This window comes from Actinomadura sp. BRA 177, from assembly GCF_013372625.1.
Lineage (GTDB): Bacteria > Actinomycetota > Actinomycetes > Streptosporangiales > Streptosporangiaceae > Spirillospora.
On the sequence record NZ_JABXFD010000469.1, the window covers coordinates 35651 to 57747 of the forward strand.

Genomic DNA, 22097 nt, shown 5'->3' on the forward strand with positions numbered 1-22097 from the left:
GGAATCACCCGCCGCACCAGACGACGTGACGCCACAGTATCCAGGTCTCACCGGCACAAGACCGCTAGGCATGACCGGGACTCTCGATAGAGCCGACGAGGTTCTCGGTCACGTCGTACAGGTCGACGACGGGACGGCGGATGCGTGCGCCGCTGGCCGAGGTGTAGGTGAGGTGCCCGGGCTCGACCCACACGTTGACGTCCTGGCCGTTGGGACGCGGGACGGTCACGAGTGAGACGCCCTTACCGTGACAGTGGGAGACGCCCGCGATGCCCCGTCCGGCGAGCGATGACGTGAGGTGCCGTGCGACGAGGACGGGCGGAGCCGTCGTACGGGCATTGGGCCAGGGGCCGGGGAGAGGGAAGGCGCACCAGACGGCCTTGCCCCACAGGTCCGGGCGGCCGAGCCACGACCGCGTCGGGTAGGTGCCCCACGCGGCGGCGAGCATGCCGACGATGCCGAGACCCTTGCCGTGCTCGTCGAGGAGATCGCGGGGAGCGGTGTCCGGCCACGCGGACCGGCAGGTGTCGAACACCGACACCACGAGCTGCGGCGTCGGCGTGACCCTGGCCCAGACCCAGAGCTCGGGCGGGCCGGCCTGGACGTCGGGCCCGGCGCGCAGCGCGTGGTTGAACGCGTTCGTCGCGAGCTCGCTGGCGGCCAGGACCGCGTCGGCGGCCGTGTCACGGTCCAGACCGACCGTCTTCATGGCGATGCCGAGGAGCGAACGGGCGGCCGAAGCGCAGCTCGCGTCCCCGGGAAGTCGCCACGCGCACATGCCGCCCAGCGAGATATCGGCGGCATGACCGACAGATATTTGTCCGGACTGTGCGATCTGCACCATTTTGGAACCATCCTTGCAGGCCACAGGTTTCTTTCTTCCGGCCACAGCCTGCGCCCCTTGACCTAGCCTTTCCTTGTTCCCGGGAACTCTTGGAACTTCACCAACCCCGAGGGGGAGCAGTGAACATCAACGAACCACCAGACCCGCGATCTTCGATGTGGGCGTGGATCGCCTACTCGCTGCGCTTCCACCGCATGCAGCGCGGCCTCACGGGCGACGCCGTGGGCAAGCTCCTCAACTGCGCGCGTTCCTCAGTTTCCAGACTGGAGAACGGCGAGGCGAAGCTGGACGAGAAGCAGGCGGCCGTCCTCGACGAGGCATGGAACACCGGCGGCCTCTTCTCGATCATGGTGTGGTACGCCCGCCAGGGACACGACCCGATGTGGTTCAAGAGCTTCACGGAGTTCGAGGCCCGGTCCTCGCTCATGAAACAGTACAGCGGACAACTCATTCCCGCTCTACTCCAGACCCCGGCCTACGCCAGCGCGCTCCTCCTCGCGGGCCGGGAGACGGAAATCGATAAGGCGGTCAACGCTCGCATAGCACGGCAAGCCATCCTTGACCAGGACAATCCCCCAGAGCTATGGGTCTTGCTCGCCGAAACCGCTCTCCAGGTCCGCGTGGGCGGGAAGGATGTCATGCGAGAACAGCTTGCCCACCTCTTGAAGCTCTCCGCGCTTCCGCACATTACGCTACGGATCGTCCCCAACACGGCCGGGGCGAACCCAGGGCTCGACGGCTCGTTCAAGATCATCAAGGTGCGGGAGGGAGAGATCGCCTTCGTTGAGGCTCCCAACGGGGGACGACTGGTCGCCGAAGTCGCCGAGGTGGAGAGCTTCAAGCTACGATTTGACCGGATCGGTGCAGTTGCCCTGCCCGTAGACTCCTCCCAAACCCTGATCAAGAAACACATGGAGGCCTTGTCGTGACTCCCCCAGCCTGGCGCAAGAGCAGCCGCTCCACGGAGGGAACCAGCGCTCAGTGCGTGGAGATTGCCCACCTAGTCGAAACCATCGGCATCCGCGACAGCAAGAACCCCGACGCGGGATACCTTGCGGTCTCACCTGCCGGTTTCGCCGCCCTTGTAAGGCAGATCAAGGAAGCAAGCGCCTGAGCCGTAAAGCGCCACCATTAATTGGATTGCATCAAACGGCCGCATCACCTGCGGAGCCCTCAATTACACTAAGATCCTAGGGTGCCTATGGCCACCCAATTATATTTGGACTCAGCCGCCCAGAAAATTACCAAAGCCATCCCTTCTTGATGGATTGATCGCAAATTTTGCCTATTACGTTGGGTTACGGTGTGTTGCTCCTGTCGGCGAACGCAAGGGCAGCATGCCAGGGCGAACGACTCTGTAAACGCTATCAATCCGGTACAGGTACGCGCTGAACGAGCCCGTTTGAGCGGTATGGACAAATAACGGATGCTTGATTCACGTGGCCGAAGGCGTCTGCACACCTCTTCAGCACATCGTGGAGAGCCACAGACATCGGACGAACAAACTATTTATCGTTTCGATGCCTCCGGCACCAACGGCGCGCTAAAACCGGATCGTCCGCCTCGTCCTCAACACCATGCCGCCATTCAGCCTCAGCCCTGCGTTCCCTCATGCATCCCTTCGGCGAGTAGGGCTTGCGCCTCATCCTCCAACGCGTCTGCCTCGTCCCGCCACTGATACGCCTGCCTCACGGCGCCAGCGATCCGCTTCCTGTCTGATGGCGTACATTCTGGTATCGGGAGGTGACGAAGAAGAACCGGATTATATTCCTGTTGTTTTCCTCCGACGCTCATGCAGCGCAGCAAACGAAACGCAACCTCGGACCGGAGAAACGCAAACAGGTAGGCGCCCGAAATTTCTGGGTCGCCACTCACTACCCGCACAAAGTCTTGGCTAAAGGCATGAGCAAGCCAGCTTCCAGTCACAAAGATGGATCTTGAGTAGACCTCCGTATCACCCAAGGTCCCATGCGCTGCAACCAGAACGCTCTCATCTCTCTGCATAACATCTGATGGCGCTTGACGAGGATTGATCCAACGGCCTTCCGGACGCATCCAGAACGCCTGACGTTGCCCGATGAGCCGAACACCATTAGCGGCTGACGCATCAATTCTCTTGAACCGCGCGCCAGTACGCAATGTCCCATCTCGGCAGATATTACCAAGGGTGCGATGCGGGACCGAACGAAGACGTTCCAGGATACGTTGAGCGCGCGGCGAGAAGTTGAGGGAGCGCAGCGTAAGCGCATTTACCGAAGGCGCAGTAAAATTTACATCGCGGGGCAAGTCATGCCACCGAAGACCCGTGAACTCTGAGACTCCAGCGCTCTCAAAAAGATCACGAGTAGCCTTTGTGATCCCATCTTGGAAGTCTGCCCGCCGCTGTGATGCGCGCTGCCAAAGCGAGTCGATCCGTTGTTCGACCTCATCATTAAGGCGAGGTATTGGCAAGTCAACCAGGTGTACCGGTTCGATGTGCTTGACACTAGTGCCGTACACCGTCCCCTTAATCATCGCTGTACCGAGCGAGCTGGCCAGAAAGGTGTAGAGGTAGCCAGGCGGTATCCGGTCGCGATTCGGGACGATGCGTAGAACGTCCTCGCTGCACGCGTATCCCGCCATGTCAAGGCGGGCATACGTGACACGACCCGCCGTCATCCCGGAGCGTGTCACCAGCGTCCAACCGGGTTCGAGTGGAAGTCTGTCATTCTCCTCGTACGACTTCCTGGTGATCAGTGCGAGCGTGGACAGGTCCGCCTGGAAGATGTCGGCACTGGACAGAAAGGGAACACCGTGCTCCGGGCTGGTGGTCCACCTGCGCGTGACTCGCCCCGGGTGAAAGATGCGCTCCGTGACTTCACTCAGAGTCTCTGTGCGCGGCAGCCCTTCCACAAACTTTCGCGCCGCGTAACTTTCCGATACGAAAGGACCGGGGCTTAGGCGGAAGCCGTGGTCGGCGAGCCATGAGTAGCGGACGGGGTTGTCGGGCTCAGCGAGCTTCACGAGTTCTCCGGGAACCATGCTTGGAGGCGGTCACACAGCAGGACGAAGGCCAGATCCTTGCAGTGCTCCACCGATATGTACTGGGCGGCCTCGCCGAGGTCTGAGCTGAAGATATGCGCCTTGTTCCGACGGCACAAATGCTCCAGCGCGCCCTTGGGGTCGTTCGGTGTGTCCTCGTCTTCCCGCCAGTGTTTACTGACGGCGAGCGTCTTGCGGTAATCCTCGGGGACGGGGAGGGGTACGGTGATATCCGGGAGCCCGCACCACAGCCAGGTTTCGAGTACGGGATCGATCACGATCACCGCGTACTCGTCCCACGAGTCGGCCAGACGCCGGCTGAGTTCGTCCTTGATGGCGGCGGCTCCGGGGCTGCCCGGCCAGGCCGCGTTCAGCATCACCACCGCCCGGCGATGCAACCGCTCGAACGGCTTCAGAAGTTCATGCACCGTGCTGTATACGCTCGCGTCCCGGTTCGGCACTACGAAGACATCCTCGTCAGGATTGAAATCGAAGGTGGCGCAGCCCAAACGGTCGCCGAGAAGGCCGCGCACCATTCGTTCCGTGCCGCCGCTCGCGACCATGAGGACGACGCCTTGTTTCGAGGCTTCGGTCACGAGGACACTCATGCCGCGTACAGGGATTCGTTGCCGAGGGAGCCAGGCTGGTCACACAGCCGATGACAATCCTCGCCCGGTGCCACGATCGTGCTGCACCCACCGTTCAACCGTGCGACGCTGACTGCCTCCAATGGGTTGTTCCGCGTCACGTCCGGCGAGTGGGCAGGCGCCCGGACTTGCGAACGGTTGTGCGGGTAGAGCAGCTGGATCATTGCCTCGATGGCTCGTCGGTAGACGCTCTTCTCCGGCTCCTCAGTCGGCGGGAGCTTGGGCGGCCGTGCCTCGTCCAGGAGCGGCAGAAGTGCCAGCGGCATCAGCATCGGCGTGCTTTCCGACAGCCCTGTAGAGGCAACCCGGTGTCCGCGGCCGTAATCGACCTCGACGGGAGCGCACTGACCCGCCTCACACCCAACGGCTCCAACTGTGTTCACTTGAGGGGGCTCCACCCGAACATGGTCGCCCCATGCGGCGGACTGGTGCGTGTCATCCTCCTGCAACGCCAGCACGAGCCGCCGAATGTTCTGCCCTGGCCGTCCCAACTGCTCTGGATTGTTTGGACTGGCAGGGTACTGAAGCGCTTCCCAGTTCGAGGTTGGGGAGGCCACTTCCTCAGGCAACAACTGCGCGAACCAGGGTGCATCCGGAAAAGAGCCCGCGCCGGCCGGGATGTTGTCGGGCGAAAGACGATCCGGTGAGATCTTGAAGGGTGATGTCTCCGTCTCCTGGGGCGTCGCGCCCGGAGTGAGGCAGGTCCCCCAATGCTGTTGCCGGGCGGCCACGAGTTGCCGGACCTTCGGCTCCAGGGCGTCCTTCTCGGAAGCCTCCCCCAGTGCGGCGGCCCCAAAGAACTCGTCCGACAGTCGATCTCTCCGGCCGTTGATTAGGAGCATGCTGTCGTCGGTGATCTCGAATGTGCGCCTGCCGACGTCCACCCGGGCGGCGTGACGGAGACGCGTTGGCACCGGCATAACGAGCCCGGCCGGGTCCGTACCGGCCAGGGCACCGACGTGGTTCGACGACAGGTTCGCCTCCACCACGAAAAAGATCCTGTCGCCGTCCTGTCGGTGCAGCAGTTCGAGAAGCGTGCCCGTACGGCGGGTCTTTCCGGCGCGCTGCGCCTCCGCCGTAGCTTGCGAGACCCGCCGAAGCCGGACTGGGTCGCCCAGCAGGCCCACGATACCCAGCAGAGCCGACTTGCCTGAGGCCACCGTCCCGGCGATCACGTCGTAATGACCCTCGGCACCCTGTGCGGAGGGACAGCGGTACCGGTTCGCCTCGATGCGGGTGATCACCGGCCGCTCCTGCGCGGCAAGCCGGGCTCGTCATGCCGGCGGCGGAACTCCTTGTACGCCTCGGCGATCTTGGGCAGGTCGTTGTCGATGGCCTTGCGTTTACGGTGCAGGACCGTCACCTCGTCGCGGCCATCGATGCGGACCCGTTCCCGCTCCTCTTGCACCTCCAGCACCACCTCACCGTCCGGGTGCCGCTTGTAGACGGGGTTGCCGCGCCGGTCGATGCCGACCTTCTCCGCCACGGCCATGAAGACCGGGTAGTCCTGCTGCCGGCCCGCCAGCGTCTCCTTGACCTTCTCGTCCTCGGTCTTCTTCTTGAGGAAGAGCAGGCTGGTGAGGATGTTGACGCCGGCGTCGTAGATGAAGGTCTCCACCGGCAGTTCCACGCTGGCCAGCACCCAGCAGTTCTCCAGGATCCATTCGCGGATCCCCTCGTCCACCGGGCCCGGATTGGACAGGATCCCGTTGGGAAGGACGATGCCGATGCGGCCTCCCGGCTTCACCCACTGGACCGCGCGCTGGATGAACAGCTGCTCGGGCGAAACCGCCGCGCGCATCTCACCGGGCTCGGCCTTGCCCGTCTCCTTGTTGCGGACCCACGTCCGGGCGACCCCGTCCCGGTACAGCTCGAGGACGTCCTTGTTCTCGACCTTGATGTCGGTGCCGAACGGAGGGTTGGTCATCAGGACGTCCACCGAGTTCAGCGGGATGCGCTCCTTGGCCTCGGCCTCCCCGGGGAGAAATCCGTGGGGGAACGCCAGCGAATCCATGTTGTAGACGTTCCCCTCACCACCGGTCAGGGTCATGATGCTCATGCTCGTGGCGCGCACCAGGAACGGATCGAAATCGGCCCCGAACAGGTGGTCTTCTGCGTAGGTGTGCAGCTTGTCCTGGTGGCTGATCAGCTGCTCTTCGGTGTCGGGCAGGCCGATGGTGTCCTCGTCCGCGCGCCACTTGTTGAGCAGGTGCCGGAGCGTCTCGCGGAGGAAGCCCCCGGTGCCGCACGCGGGGTCGAAGACGGTCTCGTCCTCCTGCGGGTCCAGGATGGCGACCGCCAGTTCGACCGCTCCGATCGGGGTGAAGTACTGCCCCCGGTCGCCCCGCAGGTTGGCGCCGAGGAGTTCCTGATAGGCCATGCCCTTGACGTCGATGTCGGTGCCGGTGAGGTCATAGGGCGCGAGCTCGCCGACGATGAAGGCCAGCGCGCGGTCGGACAGCGAGATCTCGTCCCGGACGGTGAAGAGGGGGTACTCCTTCTTCACCTCCGCGAACAGGGCCTCGATGCGCTTGCGGATCGCCTTGCGGCCGTCCTCGTTGAACGGTTCGGACGGCAGCGCGTAGAACTCGGGCGTGCGGCGGGTGCGGCGGCTGACCCGCTCGTCGTGCATCTTGGCGAACAGCAGGTAGAGGAACTGCCAGAACGCCGCGTCCTTGGGCATGCCCTCGTTGCCGTGGATGTAGTTGTGGCAGCGCTGGAATGCGGTCTTGAGCATCGCGGCCTCGCCGCGCCGCAGCCGTGCGACCGACACCACCGAGCCGCTCTGCACCGACTCGTCTGCGATGGGCCAGTCCGCGCGCTGCTCGAACTTGGCGCCGAAGCGGGTCGACTCCTTGTAGAGGAAGAAGAAGTCCACCCCGTTCGTCCACATGCCGTACTGGGCCTGGGGTGTGGTCTCGGTCCCGAGGAGGGTCTCGAGTTCCTCCAGGTCCTCCCTCGCCTGGTTGAAGGTGCGGATCTTGGTGACCTTGCGGCTCGCCTTGGGTTCCGGCTTGCAGACGACGACCCGGCGGAGGTTGGCGAGGGTGTGCGGGGCGCCGTGCGCGAAGATCGCGATGTCGGCCTTCTTCGTCGCCCTGCGCCGGCCCACCGCGGCCACCGGGATCGGGAAGTCGCGGTGCATGTCCCGCACGGCGATCCCGTACTCGTGGAAGAGGGCACGGGCGATCCGCTGCCGGACGGGCTCGTTCCCCCTCTCCTTGATCCGCTTACCGGTGATGAAGTCGATGATCTCGTCATCGGCGAGCGAGTCCGGCGCACCCGCCTCCGTCCCGACCTCCTCTTCGCCCGCACCGATGTCCAAGCTGACCTGCTCCATCCGCCACGACCCTGCTTCTGCTCCTGTGGGCGCCACCGCCTGCCCGGGCGGCACCCTCTACCTGACCGGCTCGTTCCGCACTGGAATCCTAGGATCCTACGGCGCGGGCCGGGGCGGACCACCGGGATATGGGGCGTTGAACAGCCCCGGCAGCGGCATGCCGACCGTGCCGTCCGTCAGCGGCCGCTTGTGGATCATCGTGCGCAGCCGGTCCGGCGACGCCGGAGCCGGGGCCTGCTCGAACTCCGCCTTCGCGCCGTTCGCCGCGCACCCGTCCGCCGAGGTGCCGGTGGGCGGCGGCACCTCGACGAACGGGACGGACCTTCCGCTGCCTCTTGTCGGGAGCCGGAGGGTCAGGTGGTGAACTGGCGTGGGACGGCGGTCGCCGGTGTGCGGAGTGCGGTGGCCGGCGCGGGCGCGACCCAGATCGGGGTCGGGTCGGGGTTCTTTGCGCAGGTCCGGTCGACGAGGCCGCGGTCGGCGGGGACCTTTCCGGTGCGGAGGTAGTCGATCAGGAGGTCGTCCAGGCATTTGTTGCCGGCGAAGGTGATGGCGTGGCTTCCGCCGCCGCGTTCGACGACCAGGCGGGCGGAGGGGAGTGCGCGGGCCATTTCCAGGCCGCCCTCGTACGGGGTGGCCGGGTCGTCGGTGGCCTGGAAGAGCAGGGCGGGCGGCAGGTCCTTTCCGGTGATCTTGGTGCGGTGTCCTGCCTTGACCGGCCAGAAGAGGCAGCCGGCGTTGAACCACATGTTGTTGTAGGTGTAGAAGGGGGCCTTCTCGTTGACCTCGGCCTGGTCTTCGCGCCAGTACCGGAAGCTGCGGGGCCATTTGCTGTCGGCGCACATGACGGCGTTGTACAGGTCGAAGGAGTCGTCGGACGGGTCGGGTGCGGCGTAGCGCTCGTAGGCGGTGACGAGCGGGGCGGTGTCGCGCGAGTTGGTGTAGGCGGACAGGACGGTCGCCAGGCGCGGCCAGCGCAGCGCGTTGTAGCCGCCGGCGACCTGGGTGTCGTCGAACTCGTCGGGGCCGATCCGGCCGACGGGGTGTTCGCGGAGATCGGCGCGCATGGCGTACCACTTGTCGGCGATCTCGTCGGGATCGGTGCCCAGGTGGTAGACGTCGTCGGCCTTGGCCACCCACTCGGTGAACGCGGTGAACCGCTTCTCGTGCTGGAGGTCTTGGCGGATGTTGTGGTCGTACCAGGAGACCGACGGGCCGACGATGCTGTCCAGGACGAGCCGGCGGACGTGCCGGGGGTACAGCTGGGCGTAGGTCGAGCCGAGCGTGGTGCCGTACGACCAGCCGAAGAAGCTGATCTTGTCGGCGCCGAGGGCCCGGCGGATGGACTCCATGTCGCGGACGTGGTCGACGGTCGCCAGGTGCGGCAGCAGCCAGGAGTACTTGGCGGTGCATTTGGCGACGTAGCCGGCGGCCTTCTTCAGCCAGGTCCGGGTGGTGCCCTGGCTGGGCTGGAAGTCGGGGCGCGGGCCGTCGAAGTAGTGCGGGTCGCAGGACATGTGCGGCTCGCTGTGCTGGGATCCGCGCAGGTCGAAGCCGACCCAGTCGTAGGCGGCGGCCACGTCGGGCGGCAACTGGTCGGGGATCCAGGTGGCCATCCACAGGCCGCTGATGCCCGGACCGCCGGGGTTGAGCAGGATCGGGCCCTGCCGCTTGTCCTTGGGTGCGGTGGCCGGCAGCCGGTTCACCGCGATCTTGACCGTGCGCCCGTCCGGACGGGCGTGATCGAGGGGGACCTCCAGCATCGCGCACTGCAGGGTGGGGTGCTCGGTGTCGCCGCACGAGCGCCACTGGGGGGCCTTCTGGGGGGCCTGCTGGGGGGATTTCTGCGCGGCTGCGGCCGGCGGCGGGACGGTCAGCGCGGCGGCGGCCAGAACGGCTCCGCCCGCGATGACCATCGCGCCCCGGCGTCTGGGTTTCGGCTGTTTCACCAGTGCCTCCTGAGGTTGCCAGTGAAATTGCAGTGTACAATTGCAGCCTTCCTTCAGGGCTGTCCGCATTCGGCAACGGGCGGAGAAGCGGCACCGGAAAAGTGCCTGCGACCTCAGCGGATGCGCATCTCGGCCGCGGCGCGAATCCGGTCACTCGGGCGATCCATAACCGAGACCGATGGGGCCGTGTATGACCACGGCGCGGATCCGGCTCGCACACTGCGGGCGCACGCTTCCCTCACCCCCTCCGGGCGTTGGACCCCGGAGCCCCCCGATCCGGTTCGTTCCCATGGGAACGCCTCCGAAGGAAACCCCCTGTGAGAAGCAAACGCAGATCTGTCAGATGCCTGCAGGCGTCGGCCGCAATCCTCCTCGGGATCAGCTTCCTGGTCTCGCCCGCGAGCCCCGCCAACGCCGCCCCGAAACCGCCCCCGGTCAGTACTCGCGTCGATCGGGCGCCGCACGTCCAGAAGTCCCCGCTCCCGGCCAAGGACCGTCCGCCGCTGTCGGCGGAGAAGGACGCGCTGAAGAGCAGCCCCGAGCAGCCCAAGAAGTCGGCCGAGCACAAACGGCCGTCCATGAAGAGCGCGGCCAAGGCGCAGAAGAACGCGCCGAAGGCCACGGCCAAGGCGGCCGCCGCGTGCAGTCCCAGTGACTTCACCAGCCGGTCCGGGAGCGCGCTGGTCCAGCAGGTCAAGGCGTCGACGACCGACTGCATCAACTCGCTGTTCAGCCTGACCGGCGGGGACGCCTACTACGCGTTCCGCGAGTCGCAGATGGTGAGCATCGCCTACGCGCTGCGCGACAACGCGGTCTACTACCCGGGCGACAACAGCACCAGCACGGCCCAGCTCGTGCTGTACCTGCGCGCCGGGTACTACGTCCAGTGGTACAACTCCTCCACCGTGGGCACCTACGGGCAGTCGCTGAAGACCGCGATCCAGTCCGGTCTGGACGCCTACTTCGGCAACTCCAACTCCTCAACGGTCAGTGACGCCAACGGCGAGGTCCTCGCCGAGGCCGTCACGCTGATCGACAGCGCCCAGGAGAACGCCCGCTACATCTACGTGGTCAAGCGGCTCCTGAACGGCTACAACAGTTCCTACGACGCCTCCTGGTGGATGCTCAACGCGGTCAACAACGTCTACACGGTGCTGTTCCGCGGCCACCAGGTCCCCGCGTTCGTCTCCGCGGTGCAGTCCGACCCCAGCGTCCTGGACACGCTCAACTCGTTCGCCGCGGGCCACCTGAGCCTGCTGGGCACCGACCGCAGCTACCTGGCGTCCAACGCCGGACGTGAAATGGCCCGGTTCCTCCAGCACGCCACGCTCCAGGCCAAGGTCAGGCCGCTGGCCAAGGGCCTGCTCGGGCAGAGCAGCATGACCGGGACGACCGCGCCGCTGTGGGTCGGCATCGCCGAGATGACCGACTCCTACGACAAGGCCAACTGCTCCTACTACGGCACCTGCAACCTCGCCCAGCGGCTCGCACAGAACGTCCTGACCATCAACCACACGTGCAGTTCCAGCATCAAGATCCGCGCACAGGACATGACCGCCGGGCAGTTGTCGGACACCTGCGCCAGCCTGATCAACCAGGACGCCTACTTCCACAGCCTCGTCAAGGATGGGAACACCCCCGTCGCCGGCGACAACAACACCACCATCGAGGTCTGCGTCTTCGACTCCAGCACCGACTACCAGACCTACGCCGGCGCCATGTTCGGCATCAACACCAACAACGGCGGAATGTACCTGGAAGGAAACCCCTCCGCCGCCGGAAACCAGCCCCGCTTCATCGCCTACGAAGCCGAATGGATGCGCCCGACGTTCCAGATCTGGAACCTCAACCACGAGTACACCCACTACCTCGACGGTCGCTTCGACATGTACGGCGACTTCAACTCCAACGTCACCACGCCGACCATCTGGTGGATCGAAGGGTTCGCCGAGTACGTCTCCTACTCCTACCGGAAGGTGACCAACACCTCGGCGATCGCCGAGGCCGCCAAGAACACCTACGCGCTCAGCACCCTGTGGGACACCACCTACAGCCACGACACGACCCGCATCTACTACTGGGGCTACCTGGCGGTGCGGTACATGCTGGAGAAGCACCCCGGTGACATCGCCACCGTCCTCGGCTACTACCGGACCGGCAACTGGAACGCCGCACGCACCTTCCTGACCAGCACCATCGGCAGCCGCTACGACAGCGACTGGTGGACCTGGCTCGCCGCGTGCGCATCCGGCGCCTGCGCCGGCGGAGGCGGTGGCGGCGGCAACCAGGCGCCGACCGCGAAGTTCTCCTACTCGGCCAACGGCCTGGCGGTGAACTTCACCGACCAGTCCACCGACACCGACGGCACCATCGCCTCCCGCAGCTGGGACTTCGGCGACGGCACCACCTCCACCTCCGCCAACCCGTCCCACACCTACGGCGCCGACGGAACCTACAGCGTCTCGCTGACGGTCACCGACGACGGCGGCGCCACCGCCACCAGCACCCAGCAGATCTCGGTGTCCGCCGGCGGCGGCGGAGGCGGCGGAACCGAGTGCACCGGATCCGACACCCGCCAGCTCGGCCAGAACTGCCAGCGCAGCAACCTGTCGGGAGGACAGGGCGACCTGTCCTACCTCTACCTCTACGTTCCCTCCGGCACCCGGTCGATCACCATCACCTCCTCCGGCGGAACCGGCGACGCCGACCTCTACTACAACGCCAGCTCCTGGGCCACATCGACGTCCTACACCCAGCGCTCCACCAACACCGGAAACGGTGAATCCCTCACCATCTCCAACCCGCCCGCCGGCTACAACTACATCAGCCTCTACGGAAAGGACGCCTTCAACGGCGTGACCGTCAAGACCCAGTACTGACCCGCCACCGCACCGACGAAAACAGCCGGGGCCGGACCGCAAGGTCCGGCCCCGGCGCCGTTTCCGGGAGAGCGGCCCGAGCCTCCTCAGCAGAGCGGCCCGGGCCTCCTCAGGACGGCGGGGCGAGCTCGAACGGGCCGAGCTCCGGGAAATGGCAGGCGACCCGGCGCCCGTTGACCTCCGTGAGCCGCGGCCGCTCGGTGCGGCACCGGGCCGCGGCCTTGAAGCACCGCGGATGGAACGCGCACCCCGCGGGCGGGTCCGCCGGACTCGGCGGGTCCCCGCGCAGCACGATCCGCTCCCGGGACCGCTCCGCCGCCGGATCCGGCAGCGGAATCGCCGACAGCAGCGCCCGAGTGTAGGGGTGCGCCGGCGAACCGTAGATCACGTCCCGCGCCCCGATCTCGACGATCCGGCCGAGGTACATCACGGCGACCCGGGCGCACACGTGCCGCACCACCGCCAGATCGTGCGCGATGAACACGTACGCCAGGTCGAGCTGCCGTTGCAGGCGGGCGAGCAGGTTGGCGATCTGCGCCTGGATCGACACGTCGAGCGCCGACACCGGCTCGTCCGCGACGACGAGGCGGGGACGGGTGACCAGCGCGCGGGCGATCCCGATCCGCTGCGCCTGCCCGCCGGAGAACTCGTGCGGGTACCGGTCGATGTGCTCGGCGCCGAGCCCGACCAGCTCCAGCATCTCCTGGACGAGGTGGCGCGGAGCCTCCTCGCCCTGGGCGCGCAGCGGCGCCGCCACGATCGAGCCCACGGTGTGCCGCGGGTTCAGCGACGAGAACGGGTCCTGGAAGATGATCTGCAGGTCGTGGCGGAGCGAACGCATCCGCCGCTGCGACAGCCCGGTGATGTCCTGCCCGTCGAAGGTGATCCGCCCGGCGGTGGGGTCCAGGAGCCGGACGAGCATCCGCCCGGTGGTGGACTTCCCGCAGCCGGACTCGCCGACCAGCCCGAGCGTCTCCCCGGCCCGCACCTCCAGGTCGAGGCCGTCCACGGCCCGGACGGCGCCGCGCCGGGTGTGGAACGTCTTGGTCAGCCCGTCCAGTTTCAGCAGGGGCGTCACGATGTCACCTTCTTCGTGGCCGTCAGGTGGCACGCCGCCTGGTGGGACGTGCCCTCCAGGTCCGGGCGGACGGTCTCGCACGTCGCGATCCGGTCGGGGCAGCGCGGATGGAACGGGCACCCCGCCGCCGGAGTCAGCGGAGACGGCGGGGTGCCCGCGATCGGGGTCAGCTCACCGGCGGGGCCGGTGAGCCTGGGCAGCGAGCCGAGCAGCCCGCGCGTGTAGGGGTGGCGGGGCTCGGCGAACAGCGCGTCGACGTCCGCCCGCTCCACGGCCCGTCCCGCGTACATGACCAGGACGTCGTCGGCGACCCGCGCGACCACCCCCAGATCGTGTGTGATCATCAGGACGGCGAGGCCCCGCTCCCGCTGGATGTCCGCGATCAGCTCCAGGATCTGCGCCTGGACGGTCACGTCCAGCGCGGTGGTCGGCTCGTCGGCGATCAGCAGGTCCGGCTCGCACGCCAGCGCCATGGCGATCATGACGCGCTGGCGCATGCCGCCGGAGAACTGGTGCGGATAGTCGCCGGCGCGCTCGCCGGGATCGGGGATCCCGACGTCGGCGAGCAGCTGTACGGCGTGCTTGTGCGCCGCCCGCCGGGACACGCCGAAGTGCAGCCGCCGCGCCTCGGCGATCTGCTCGCCGACGCGGTAGTGCGGGTGCAGCGACGACAGCGGGTCCTGGAAGATCATCGCGACCCGGCGGCCGCGCAGCGCGCGGATCTCCTCCCGGCCGGCGCCGACGACCTCGGTGCCGGCGACGTCGATCGACCCGGTCACCCGGGCCCGGTCGTGCAGCCCCATGATCGCGAGGCTGGTCACGGACTTGCCGGAGCCGGACTCGCCGACGATGCCGAGGGTGCGGCCCTCGTCCACGGTGAACGACAACCCGTCCACCGCGCGGGCCGTGCCTCTCGGGCCGGTGAACTCGACGGTCAGGTCCCGGACGGTCAGCAGGCTCATTGGTATCTCACCTGGGGGTCGAGCACGGCGTAGAAGAGGTCGACGACGAGGTTGGCGAACGTGATGAAGAACGCGGCCAGCAGCGCGACGCCCATCACGACCGGCTGGTCGGACTTCTCGATGGAGTCGATCGTGAGCCGGCCGAGGCCGGGCAGCCCGAACACGCTCTCGGTGATGATGGCGCCGCCGAGGAGCGCGCCGAGGTCCATGCCGAAGACGGTGAGGACGGGGGTGAGCCCGGCGCGGAGCCCGTGCTTGGTGACGACCGTCCGCTCGGGCAGGCCCTTGGCGCGAGCCGTCCGGATGTAGGGTTCGGCCATCGTCTCCACCATCGACGCCCGCGACAGCCGCGCGTACATCGCCGCGTACAGCAGGGCGAGGGCGACCCAGGGCAGGATGAGGTTCTTCACCCAGCCGATGGGGTCCTCGCCGATCGGCACGTAGCTGGAGTAGGGCAGCAGGCCGCCGATCTGTACGACGAGGACGGTCAGCGCCATCGCGGTGAAGTAGATCGGAAGGGACGCGGACGTCAGCGTGCCGACCATCATCGTCCGGTCGAGCAGCGAGTCCTTGCGCAGTGCGGAGACGACCCCGACGGTGACGCCGCCGACGAGCCACAGGACCGCGGCGCCGATCCCGATCGACAAGGTCGTGGGGAGGCGCTGCATCATCAGGTCCCAGACCGGCATGTTGTTCTGGTAGGAGAACCCGAGGCACGGGAAGTGGCACTGGACGGCCAGCGGCCCCGTCCCGTAGGTGCGTCCGGCGAAGATGCCGACCAGGTAGTCGGTGAACTGCTGCCAGATCGGCCGGTCGAGCCCCATCTGGTGGTGGAGCATGGCCAGCCGTTCCGACGTGCACGACTTCCCGCACGCCTGCAGCGCCGGGTCGGCGGGGAACACGTAGAAGATCACGAACGTGACCGCGCAGATGACGAGCAGGACGCCGGCGACCCCGGCGAGGCGCAGCGCGATGTAGCGGATCACCGGCCACCCCCGCGCGGGTCGAGTGCGTCCCGGAACGCGTCGCCGAGCAGGGTGAACGCGAGGACGGTCAGCAGCAGGCAGACACCGGGCACCACGAAGAACGTCGGATCGACCTGGTACCAGTCGATCGCCTTGGCCATCATCTGCCCCCAGGACGAGTCGGGCGGCCGGACGCCGATGCCGAGGAACGACAGCGCCGCCTCCGTGCCGATGTTGATCGGGACGGTGAGCGTCGCGAAGACCAGCACCGGGGCGATCAGGTTGGGCAGCACCTCGCGGAACACGATCCGCATGCGCAGCATCCCGGACGCCCGCGCCGCCTCGACGAACTCCCGGTTGCGCACCGAGAGCGTCTGCCCGCGCACGATCCGCCCGATGTAGGGCCAGCCGAAGAAGCCCATGACGAACACCAGCTCCAGTTTCCGGTTGGCGTCCGGCAGCACCGATACCAGCGCGATCATGAAGATGAGGTGCGGGAACGACAGGACGAGGTCCATGACGCGGCTGATGAACGCGTCGACGCGGCCGCCGGTGAATCCGGCGACGAGCCCGAGCACGGTGCCGACCGCGGTGGACACGGCGGTCGCCGCGACCGAGATCAGCAGCGAGACGCGGGCGCCGTAGACCATGCGGCTGAACACGTCCCGTCCCGATCCCGGCTCGACGCCGAGCCAGAAGTCGCCGTCGATGCCGCCGAACGCGCCCTTGGGCGCGCCCGCGAGCGCCTTGTCGATCTTCTCGGGGTGGAACTCGTTCGGGCCGTGCCCGTTGAGCGCGGTGAGCAGCGGGGCGGCGAGCGCCATCAGCACGAACAGCGCGATGATCGCTAGCCCGACGAGCGCGGCGGGGTCGCGGCGCAGGCGCCCGCCGGCCAGTCGCCAGGGCGACCGGCCGGCGGGCGCCGGCACGCTGCCCGCCGCCTCGGTGAGGGGCGGGGCGCTCACTACTTGACCCCGATGGTGGCGAAGTCGAACTCGCCCTCCCAGATCGGGTGGCCGAACGCGCCGGTGACCTTGGAGCCGTGCAGCAGCGGCAGCTTGTCGTGGATCAGCGGGACCATCGGCGACAGCTGCATCAGCTCCCGGTCGATGGCCTGCCACTGCGCCGGATCGTTCGCCTTCACGGCCGCTTCGATCTTGTCGTTGATGGCCTTGTCGTCCATCTGGGAGACGACGGTGTTGCCCTTCGGCGTGATGTTCCGCCCGTTGAAGATCGGCGGAATGAACGAGGAGGCGGACGGGTAGTCGGCGCACCAGCCGTAGAAGACCATCTCGTCCTCCTTCTTGATGTCGCCGATCGTGTCGTAGTAGACGCTCTTGGCGACGGAGTTGATCCGCACCTTCACGCCGACGCGGGCCAGCCCCTGCTGGACGGCTTCGGCCTCGGCCTTGCCCTGCTCGGTGCTGGTGGTGGTCAGGTTGATCGAGAGGCCGCCGTCCTTGCCGGCGGCGGCGAGCAGCTGCTTGGCCTTGACCGGGTCGCCGGTCGGCGGCGCGTGGAAGACGTCCTGGGCCTGCCCGCCGGTCATGGCCGGCGGGAGGTAGGAGCCCGCCAGGTCGCCGACGCCGCTGCCGCCGTGCGCGGTGCGGTATGCCTCCTTGTCGATCGCGTACTGCATCGCCTGCCGGACCTTCGGGTCGTCGAACGGCGGCTTGGTCGTGTTCATCCCGAGGAAGCGGGTGCACAGGCTCGTCGCGCTGACGAACCGCTTCTTCACGTCCGGCCTGGTGAGGATGCGCGGCATGCTCGCCGGCGCGACGCTGTAGAGGGTGATGGCCCGCTGGTCCTTGCCCTGGTCGGCGATCAGGCGCTGGTCGATGCTGGTCTGCGCGAGGCCCTCCTCCACGACGATCTTGTCAGGGTTGGCCTGGCGGACGCTGTCCGTCGTCTTGCTCCAGTTGGTGTTCCTGACCAGTGACAGCTTCTGGCCCCGGTCGTACGACTCCACCTTGTAGGGGCCGGACGAGAAGGGCCGCTTGTCGTAGTTGACGCCGGCGTCCTTGGCCTTGGGGACGGGGGCGAACGTGGGCAGCGTCGTGATCTTCGGCCAGTCCATGGACGGTTCCTTGAGGTGGAACACGATGGTCTGGTCGTCCGGCGTCCCGATGGAGTCCAGGCCGCCCTTGTCCTTGTAGGGGCCGTTGTACTGGTCGCCGCCCTCCAGCATCGTCCTCGCGTACCCCGGGCCTTCCGGCAGATCGGGGGCGAAGGAACGCTCCACGCCGTACTTGACGTCCGCGCTGGTGATGGGCGAGCCGTCCTCGAACTTCAGCCCCGGCTTGAGGTGGAACGTCCACGTCTTGCCGTTGTCGGACGTCGTGCCGGTGCCGGTCGCCATGTCCGGGACGACCTCGGTGCCCGCCTGGCCGGGCTTGGCGGCGTACGTCGTCAGCGTCCGGTAGAGCAGCCGGGTGCCGAAGTCCATCGCGAACATCACGTAGTTGCGCTGCGGGTCGAGGTGGGCGAAGTCCTGCGTGTACAGGACGGTGAGGGTGCCCCCCGCCTTGGCGGCGGGCGCGTCGTCTCCCGATCCGCAGGCGGACAGCCCGCCCGCGACGGTGAGTGAGAGGGCGAGGGCGAAGCAGGTCCGTACCGGACGTCTCATGGCATCTCCGTGCATTGTCGGGCGGAGTGCAATATAAAATAGTACTGTGCAATTGCACTGCAAGCCCCGTTACCGAATCTCCACCTCCGGGAACACGCACATGGATGACCGCTTCACCACGGGCAGCCACGATCTGCCCGTATCCAAGGCCCTCGCCTCCTTCATGACGCGGGACTGGGCCGCCGCCGACAAGCCGCCTCCCGACCGCCTCGTCGTGGCGCCGTACGCAAGCGCGCGCCGCGCCGCCCTGTCCGCGCACTTCCCCGGCGTACGCCTGGTCCTGCCCGCCGGGCCGCCGAAGGTCCGCAGCAACGACTGCGACTACCGGTACCGCCCGCACACCGCCTACGCCCACCTCACCGGGGACACCGCCGCCGACACTGGGACCGGCGCCGTCCTGGTGATGGAGCCCACCGCCGACGGGCACGACGCCATCCTCTACCATCGGCCCCGGTCACCGCGCGGTGATGGAGGTTTCTACCGCGACCGCCGGCACGGGGAGTTCTGGGTCGGCCCCCGCGCCACCCTCGCCGAGACAGCGGAGAGGCTGGCGATCACCTGCGCGCCCCTCGACGACCTCGAGAAGGCGCTGCGCGGCCCCGGCCCGACCCGCGTGATCCGCGGCATCGACCCGGAGGTGGACCGGGCGGTCCCGGTGGCGGACCCGCTGCCCGACCGCGAGCTCGCCAGCCGGGCCGCGGAGCTGCGCCTGGTCAAGGACGACTGGGAGGTCGCCCAGATCCAGGCCGCCGTCGACCACACCGTGACCGCCTTCGCCGAGGTCGCCGCGGGGCTGCCGCAGGCCACGGGCATGGCGCGCGGGGAACGCTGGGTGGAGGGCACGTTCGAGCGCGTCTCGCGCATCAAGGGCAACGGGGTCGGCTACGAGACGATCGCCGCGTCCGGGGCGCACGCCTGCGTCCTGCACTGGACCCGGAACGACGGGACGCTGCGTCTCGGCGACCTGCTCCTGCTCGACGCCGGCGTGGAGACCGACACCCTCTACACCGCCGACATCACCCGCACCCTCCCGATCAGCGGCTGGTTCACGCCGCGGCAGCGGCAGGTGTACGACCTCGTCTACCACGCCCAGGAGGCCGGCCTCGCCGCCATCCGCCCGGGCGCCCGCTTCCGCGACTTCCACATGGCCGCGATGCGCGTCATCGCCGAGGGCCTGGAGGACTGGGGCGTGCTGCGCAGCGCGGAGGAGGCGCTCGATCCCGAATCGGGCGTCTACCGGCGCTACACCCTGTGCAGCAGCGGGCACATGCTCGGCATGGACGTCCACGACTGCGCGGCGGCGCGCGCGTCCGAGTACCTCGACGGGGTGCTGCGGCCCGGCCACGTCCTGACGGTCGAGCCCGGCCTCTACCTCCAGCCGGACGACATGACGCTCCCGCCGGAGCTGCGGGGCATCGCCGTCCGGATCGAGGACGACGTGCTCGTGACCCAGCAGGGCGGCCGCCTGTTGTCGGCGGAACTCCCGCGTCACCCGGAAGAGATCGAGCTCTGGATGCAGTCCCACTCCTGAGAGCACGGGTCCGGAAAGCGCGGATCCGGACATGCGAGCGGGCGGTGCCGCCCCGCAGCGGCACCGCCCGCCCATTCCCATCCGTGGTGGGTCACCCGCTGAGCAGGGAGACCCCCCACGTGGACAGGGCGCGGCCGATCGGTTCGTGGATCATGCCGCATCCCGAGTTGGGGCCGCCGCTGAGGATGCCGTGGGCGTAGTTGCCGTAGAAGACGCCGCTGCCGCTGTCACCGGGGCCATCGCAGGCGGTGCTCCAGGTCATGCCGGCGAGCGTCCGGTTCGGGTAGGAGACGGTGGCGTCGACCTCGGTGACCGTCCCGCAGGTGTAGCCGGTGGTCGAGCCCTGCTTGCAGACGTATCCGCCGACGTAGTCGCTCTCGCTGCCGTAGACGGGCGTGGTGTAGAGCACCCAGCCGCGCGGCTGCCACCAGCTCGGGTTGTCGACCGAGATGATCGCGGAGTCGCCGTACCAGCCGAAGGTGTAGTTGGCCACGCCTCCCACGTTCTGGTAGCCGTAGCTGTAGGTGGACACGTCCCACCAGTAGCCGATCTCGGCGCAGTGGCCGGCGGTGAGCATGTAGTACTGGCCGCCGGAGTAGGTGGTGAACGCGCTGGTGCAGCGCGCCCCGCTGGTGAAGATCGCCAGGCCGGAGCGCAGCGGCGGGTCGCAGGCGTAGTCGTCGTAGCAGTACTTGGGCACCGACTTGTGGGCGTAGGTGCCGGTCTGCACGGCGTCGCCGAACTGGTGTTCGGCCCAGCGCAGCACGTCCTTCTGGGCGGGGGTGAGGGCGGCGCCGCGCAGGCTGTTGAGCTTCACCACGTTGCGGGAGGTGATGATGCCGGTCTGCAGGCCGTTCTCGGTGCCCTTGTTGGCTTTGGCGACGCGCTTGGCCAGGGCCGCGGACACCTGCTGAAGGTGCCGGAAGCTGTACTTGACCGTGGTGGTGCTGGTGTCGCTCATGCCGGACGCCTTGGCGGTCGTGCGCGCCTTGGGCGCCGCGGTGGCCTTGGTCGCCTTGGTGACGCCGATGGTGAGCTTGCCGCCGTGCTCCTGGTCGATCCAGGCGCCGCCGTAGGCCGCGCCCAGATCCTTGCGGATCTTGGACGCCAGCTTGAGCTGGGCCGGCTGGCGGTCGGCGCGGCGCCGCGCCTCGGAGGTGGTGACGTGGTGGTCCTTGACGATCTGCTTGACGAGTGCCTGCTCGGTCTCCTGCTGGATCTGGGTCTGGGATCTGGTGGTCGGGGAGGGGGCGGGGGGCGCGCCGCGGCCGGTGGCCGCGCCGGCGGGGACCGGCGCGGCCACCGAGGCCGTGATGAGGGCGGCGGCCGCGGCCAGGGCCGTGGCGATGCCGCTGCGCTTGTGGCGGACCATTCGGGGGATCCTCCTTCGCGGACGGGGGTGCCGCGGCTTCGAGCCGCGGCGTCCGCTGTGCAATGTGAAATTGCACTGAACTGTAAAATGGAAGCCGCGACTTGCCAAGACCCATCGGCGGGACCGAAGGCCAGCATGCAAGGGGTGTGGCCGGATCCGGCCGCGACGACCCGCTCCCGGGAAGGCGGCTCAGCGCCCGCCGCGCCGCAAGCGCTCCAGGTGCCGCATCATGACCTTGCGCGCCCGGTCGCAGTTCCCGGCGACCAGCGCGTCCAGGAGGTGCGCGTGCTCCCGCGCCGACGCCATCAGGTCGTCGGCCGCGGCGGGCTCGGCCAGCCCGTACATCCGGGACCGGGCGCGCAGCTCCAGGACCGTCCGGACCAGCATCCGGTTGCCGGTCAGTTCGAGAAGGCCGGTGTGGAAGCGGCGGTCGGCGTCCAGGAAGCGGATCAGGTCCCCGTCGGCCGCCGCCGCGGCGGCCTCATCGATCAGGACCCGCAGCGACCGCCGCGCCGCCGCCGGCACGTTCCCGGCCAGCCCCGCGACCGCCGGGACCTCGACCAGCTCCCGGATCTCGGTCAGCTCGGCGAGATCCCGGTCCGACAGCGGGACGACCCGGAAACCGCGATTGCGGACGGCCTCGAAGAGCCCGTCCCGGACGAGGTCGATCATGGCCTCGCGGACGGGGGTGGCCGAGATCCCGAACTCGTCCGCCAGCGCGGGCGCGGAGTACACGACGCCCGGCCGCAGTTTCCCGCCGGCGAGCGCGCCGCGCAGCGCATCGGCGACCCGCCCGCGCAGACTGCTGTGACCGCCGAGATCCGGCAGCCCGACCGCGGCATCGGCCACCGCATCCATACGCCCCTCCTCAACCACGATCAGA

The 22097-nt window shown here is 68.0% G+C and carries 18 protein-coding genes; 4 read left to right on the top strand and 14 right to left on the bottom strand.

The genetic code is table 11. The features are described from left to right. Positions 1-64: 64 nt before the first annotated feature. Positions 65-844 (bottom strand): ATP-binding protein, encoded by a 780-nt coding sequence (locus HUX53_RS27540; protein WP_369009215.1) that lies wholly within the window; start codon positions 842-844, stop codon positions 65-67. A 119-nt stretch (positions 845-963) separates the two neighbouring features. Here HUX53_RS27540 and HUX53_RS27545 point away from each other — a divergent pair, with 119 nt between their 5' ends. Both HUX53_RS27545 and HUX53_RS27550 read left to right on the top strand, forming a co-directional pair. Further along, entirely contained in the window at positions 964-1773 is an 810-nt protein-coding gene (locus HUX53_RS27545; protein ID WP_176406124.1) for a helix-turn-helix transcriptional regulator, read from the top strand. Next, positions 1770-1958, top strand: coding sequence for a DUF397 domain-containing protein (locus tag HUX53_RS27550; protein WP_176406125.1), 189 nt, complete (start codon positions 1770-1772; stop codon positions 1956-1958). Before HUX53_RS27545 ends, HUX53_RS27550 begins: the two co-directional genes overlap by 4 nt. A gap of 479 nt (positions 1959-2437) precedes the next feature. Here the strand turns inward: HUX53_RS27550 and HUX53_RS27555 are convergent, their stop codons facing one another. The 6 genes from HUX53_RS27555 to HUX53_RS27580 all read right to left on the bottom strand — a co-directional run bounded on the left by HUX53_RS27555 (position 2438) and on the right by HUX53_RS27580 (position 9801). Then, positions 2438-3847 carry a restriction endonuclease subunit S gene (locus HUX53_RS27555; RefSeq protein WP_176406126.1) on the bottom strand — a complete coding sequence of 470 codons (1410 nt, stop codon included), beginning with the start codon at positions 3845-3847 and terminating at the stop codon, positions 2438-2440. Next, positions 3844-4461: a hypothetical protein gene (locus tag HUX53_RS27560; RefSeq protein ID WP_176406127.1), complete on the bottom strand. Its 618-nt coding sequence runs from the start codon at positions 4459-4461 to the stop codon at positions 3844-3846. Before HUX53_RS27560 ends, HUX53_RS27555 begins: the two co-directional genes overlap by 4 nt. A gap of 8 nt (positions 4462-4469) precedes the next feature. Continuing rightward, on the bottom strand, positions 4470-5756 hold the full coding sequence (locus tag HUX53_RS27565) for a hypothetical protein (RefSeq protein ID WP_176406128.1): 1287 nt from the start codon (positions 5754-5756) through the stop codon (positions 4470-4472). Beyond that, positions 5753-7852, bottom strand: a complete 2100-nt coding sequence (locus HUX53_RS27570) for an N-6 DNA methylase (protein WP_176406129.1) — start codon at positions 7850-7852, stop codon at positions 5753-5755. Before HUX53_RS27570 ends, HUX53_RS27565 begins: the two co-directional genes overlap by 4 nt. Before the next feature lie 96 nt (positions 7853-7948). Further along, a complete protein-coding gene (locus tag HUX53_RS27575; RefSeq protein WP_176406130.1) occupies positions 7949-8155 on the bottom strand; it encodes a hypothetical protein in 207 nt (68 codons plus the stop codon). A 50-nt stretch (positions 8156-8205) separates the two neighbouring features. Then, the gene (locus HUX53_RS27580; RefSeq protein WP_217919978.1) at positions 8206-9801 is read right to left on the bottom strand and encodes an alpha/beta hydrolase; all 1596 of its coding nucleotides are present in this window, start codon (positions 9799-9801) and stop codon (positions 8206-8208) included. Positions 9802-10118: 317 nt separating this feature from the next. Here HUX53_RS27580 and HUX53_RS42310 point away from each other — a divergent pair, with 317 nt between their 5' ends. Beyond that, on the top strand, positions 10119-12680 hold the full coding sequence (locus HUX53_RS42310) for a collagenase (RefSeq protein WP_309237469.1): 2562 nt from the start codon (positions 10119-10121) through the stop codon (positions 12678-12680). A gap of 109 nt (positions 12681-12789) precedes the next feature. Here HUX53_RS42310 and HUX53_RS27590 read toward each other — a convergent pair whose 3' ends face one another. The 5 genes from HUX53_RS27590 to HUX53_RS27610 are packed head-to-tail and all read right to left on the bottom strand — an operon-like array spanning position 12790 to position 18311. After that, positions 12790-13758, bottom strand: a complete 969-nt coding sequence (locus tag HUX53_RS27590) for an oligopeptide/dipeptide ABC transporter ATP-binding protein (protein WP_309237470.1) — start codon at positions 13756-13758, stop codon at positions 12790-12792. Further along, a complete protein-coding gene (locus HUX53_RS27595) occupies positions 13755-14720 on the bottom strand; it encodes an ABC transporter ATP-binding protein (RefSeq protein ID WP_176406132.1) in 966 nt (321 codons plus the stop codon). The genes HUX53_RS27590 and HUX53_RS27595 overlap by 4 nt, the downstream gene beginning before the upstream one ends. After that, positions 14717-15706, bottom strand: a complete 990-nt coding sequence (locus tag HUX53_RS27600) for an ABC transporter permease (RefSeq protein ID WP_176406133.1) — start codon at positions 15704-15706, stop codon at positions 14717-14719. The genes HUX53_RS27595 and HUX53_RS27600 overlap by 4 nt, the downstream gene beginning before the upstream one ends. Further along, positions 15703-16650, bottom strand: coding sequence for an ABC transporter permease (locus HUX53_RS27605; protein WP_176406134.1), 948 nt, complete (start codon positions 16648-16650; stop codon positions 15703-15705). Before HUX53_RS27605 ends, HUX53_RS27600 begins: the two co-directional genes overlap by 4 nt. Next, positions 16650-18311: an ABC transporter substrate-binding protein gene (locus HUX53_RS27610; protein ID WP_176406135.1), complete on the bottom strand. Its 1662-nt coding sequence runs from the start codon at positions 18309-18311 to the stop codon at positions 16650-16652. Before HUX53_RS27610 ends, HUX53_RS27605 begins: the two co-directional genes overlap by 1 nt. Before the next feature lie 100 nt (positions 18312-18411). On the opposite strand from HUX53_RS27610, the gene HUX53_RS27615 reads away from it, so the two are divergent. Next, complete coding sequence (locus tag HUX53_RS27615; RefSeq protein WP_176406136.1) at positions 18412-19842, top strand: aminopeptidase P family protein; 1431 nt, start codon at positions 18412-18414, stop codon at positions 19840-19842. Between the two features lie 91 nt (positions 19843-19933). Here the strand turns inward: HUX53_RS27615 and HUX53_RS27620 are convergent, their stop codons facing one another. After that, positions 19934-21214 (bottom strand): S1 family peptidase, encoded by a 1281-nt coding sequence (locus HUX53_RS27620; protein WP_176406137.1) that lies wholly within the window; start codon positions 21212-21214, stop codon positions 19934-19936. A gap of 189 nt (positions 21215-21403) precedes the next feature. Beyond that, positions 21404-22072 carry a GntR family transcriptional regulator gene (locus tag HUX53_RS27625; RefSeq protein WP_176406138.1) on the bottom strand — a complete coding sequence of 223 codons (669 nt, stop codon included), beginning with the start codon at positions 22070-22072 and terminating at the stop codon, positions 21404-21406. Positions 22073-22097: the final 25 nt, after the last annotated feature.

What these genes read in the sequence shown, in the direction of transcription:
- HUX53_RS27610 (WP_176406135.1), bottom strand. Translation starts at nt 18,311, where the DNA reads ATGAGACGTCCGGTACGGACCTGCTTCGCCCTCGCCCTCTCACTCACC.
- HUX53_RS27595 (WP_176406132.1), bottom strand. Translation starts at nt 14,720, where the DNA reads ATGAGCCTGCTGACCGTCCGGGACCTGACCGTCGAGTTCACCGGCCCG.
- HUX53_RS27615 (WP_176406136.1), top strand. Translation starts at nt 18,412, where the DNA reads ATGGATGACCGCTTCACCACGGGCAGCCACGATCTGCCCGTATCCAAG.
- HUX53_RS27540 (WP_369009215.1), bottom strand. Translation starts at nt 844, where the DNA reads ATGGTGCAGATCGCACAGTCCGGACAAATATCTGTCGGTCATGCCGCC.
- HUX53_RS27570 (WP_176406129.1), bottom strand. Translation starts at nt 7,852, where the DNA reads ATGGAGCAGGTCAGCTTGGACATCGGTGCGGGCGAAGAGGAGGTCGGG.
- HUX53_RS27620 (WP_176406137.1), bottom strand. Translation starts at nt 21,214, where the DNA reads ATGGTCCGCCACAAGCGCAGCGGCATCGCCACGGCCCTGGCCGCGGCC.
- HUX53_RS27625 (WP_176406138.1), bottom strand. Translation starts at nt 22,072, where the DNA reads ATGGATGCGGTGGCCGATGCCGCGGTCGGGCTGCCGGATCTCGGCGGT.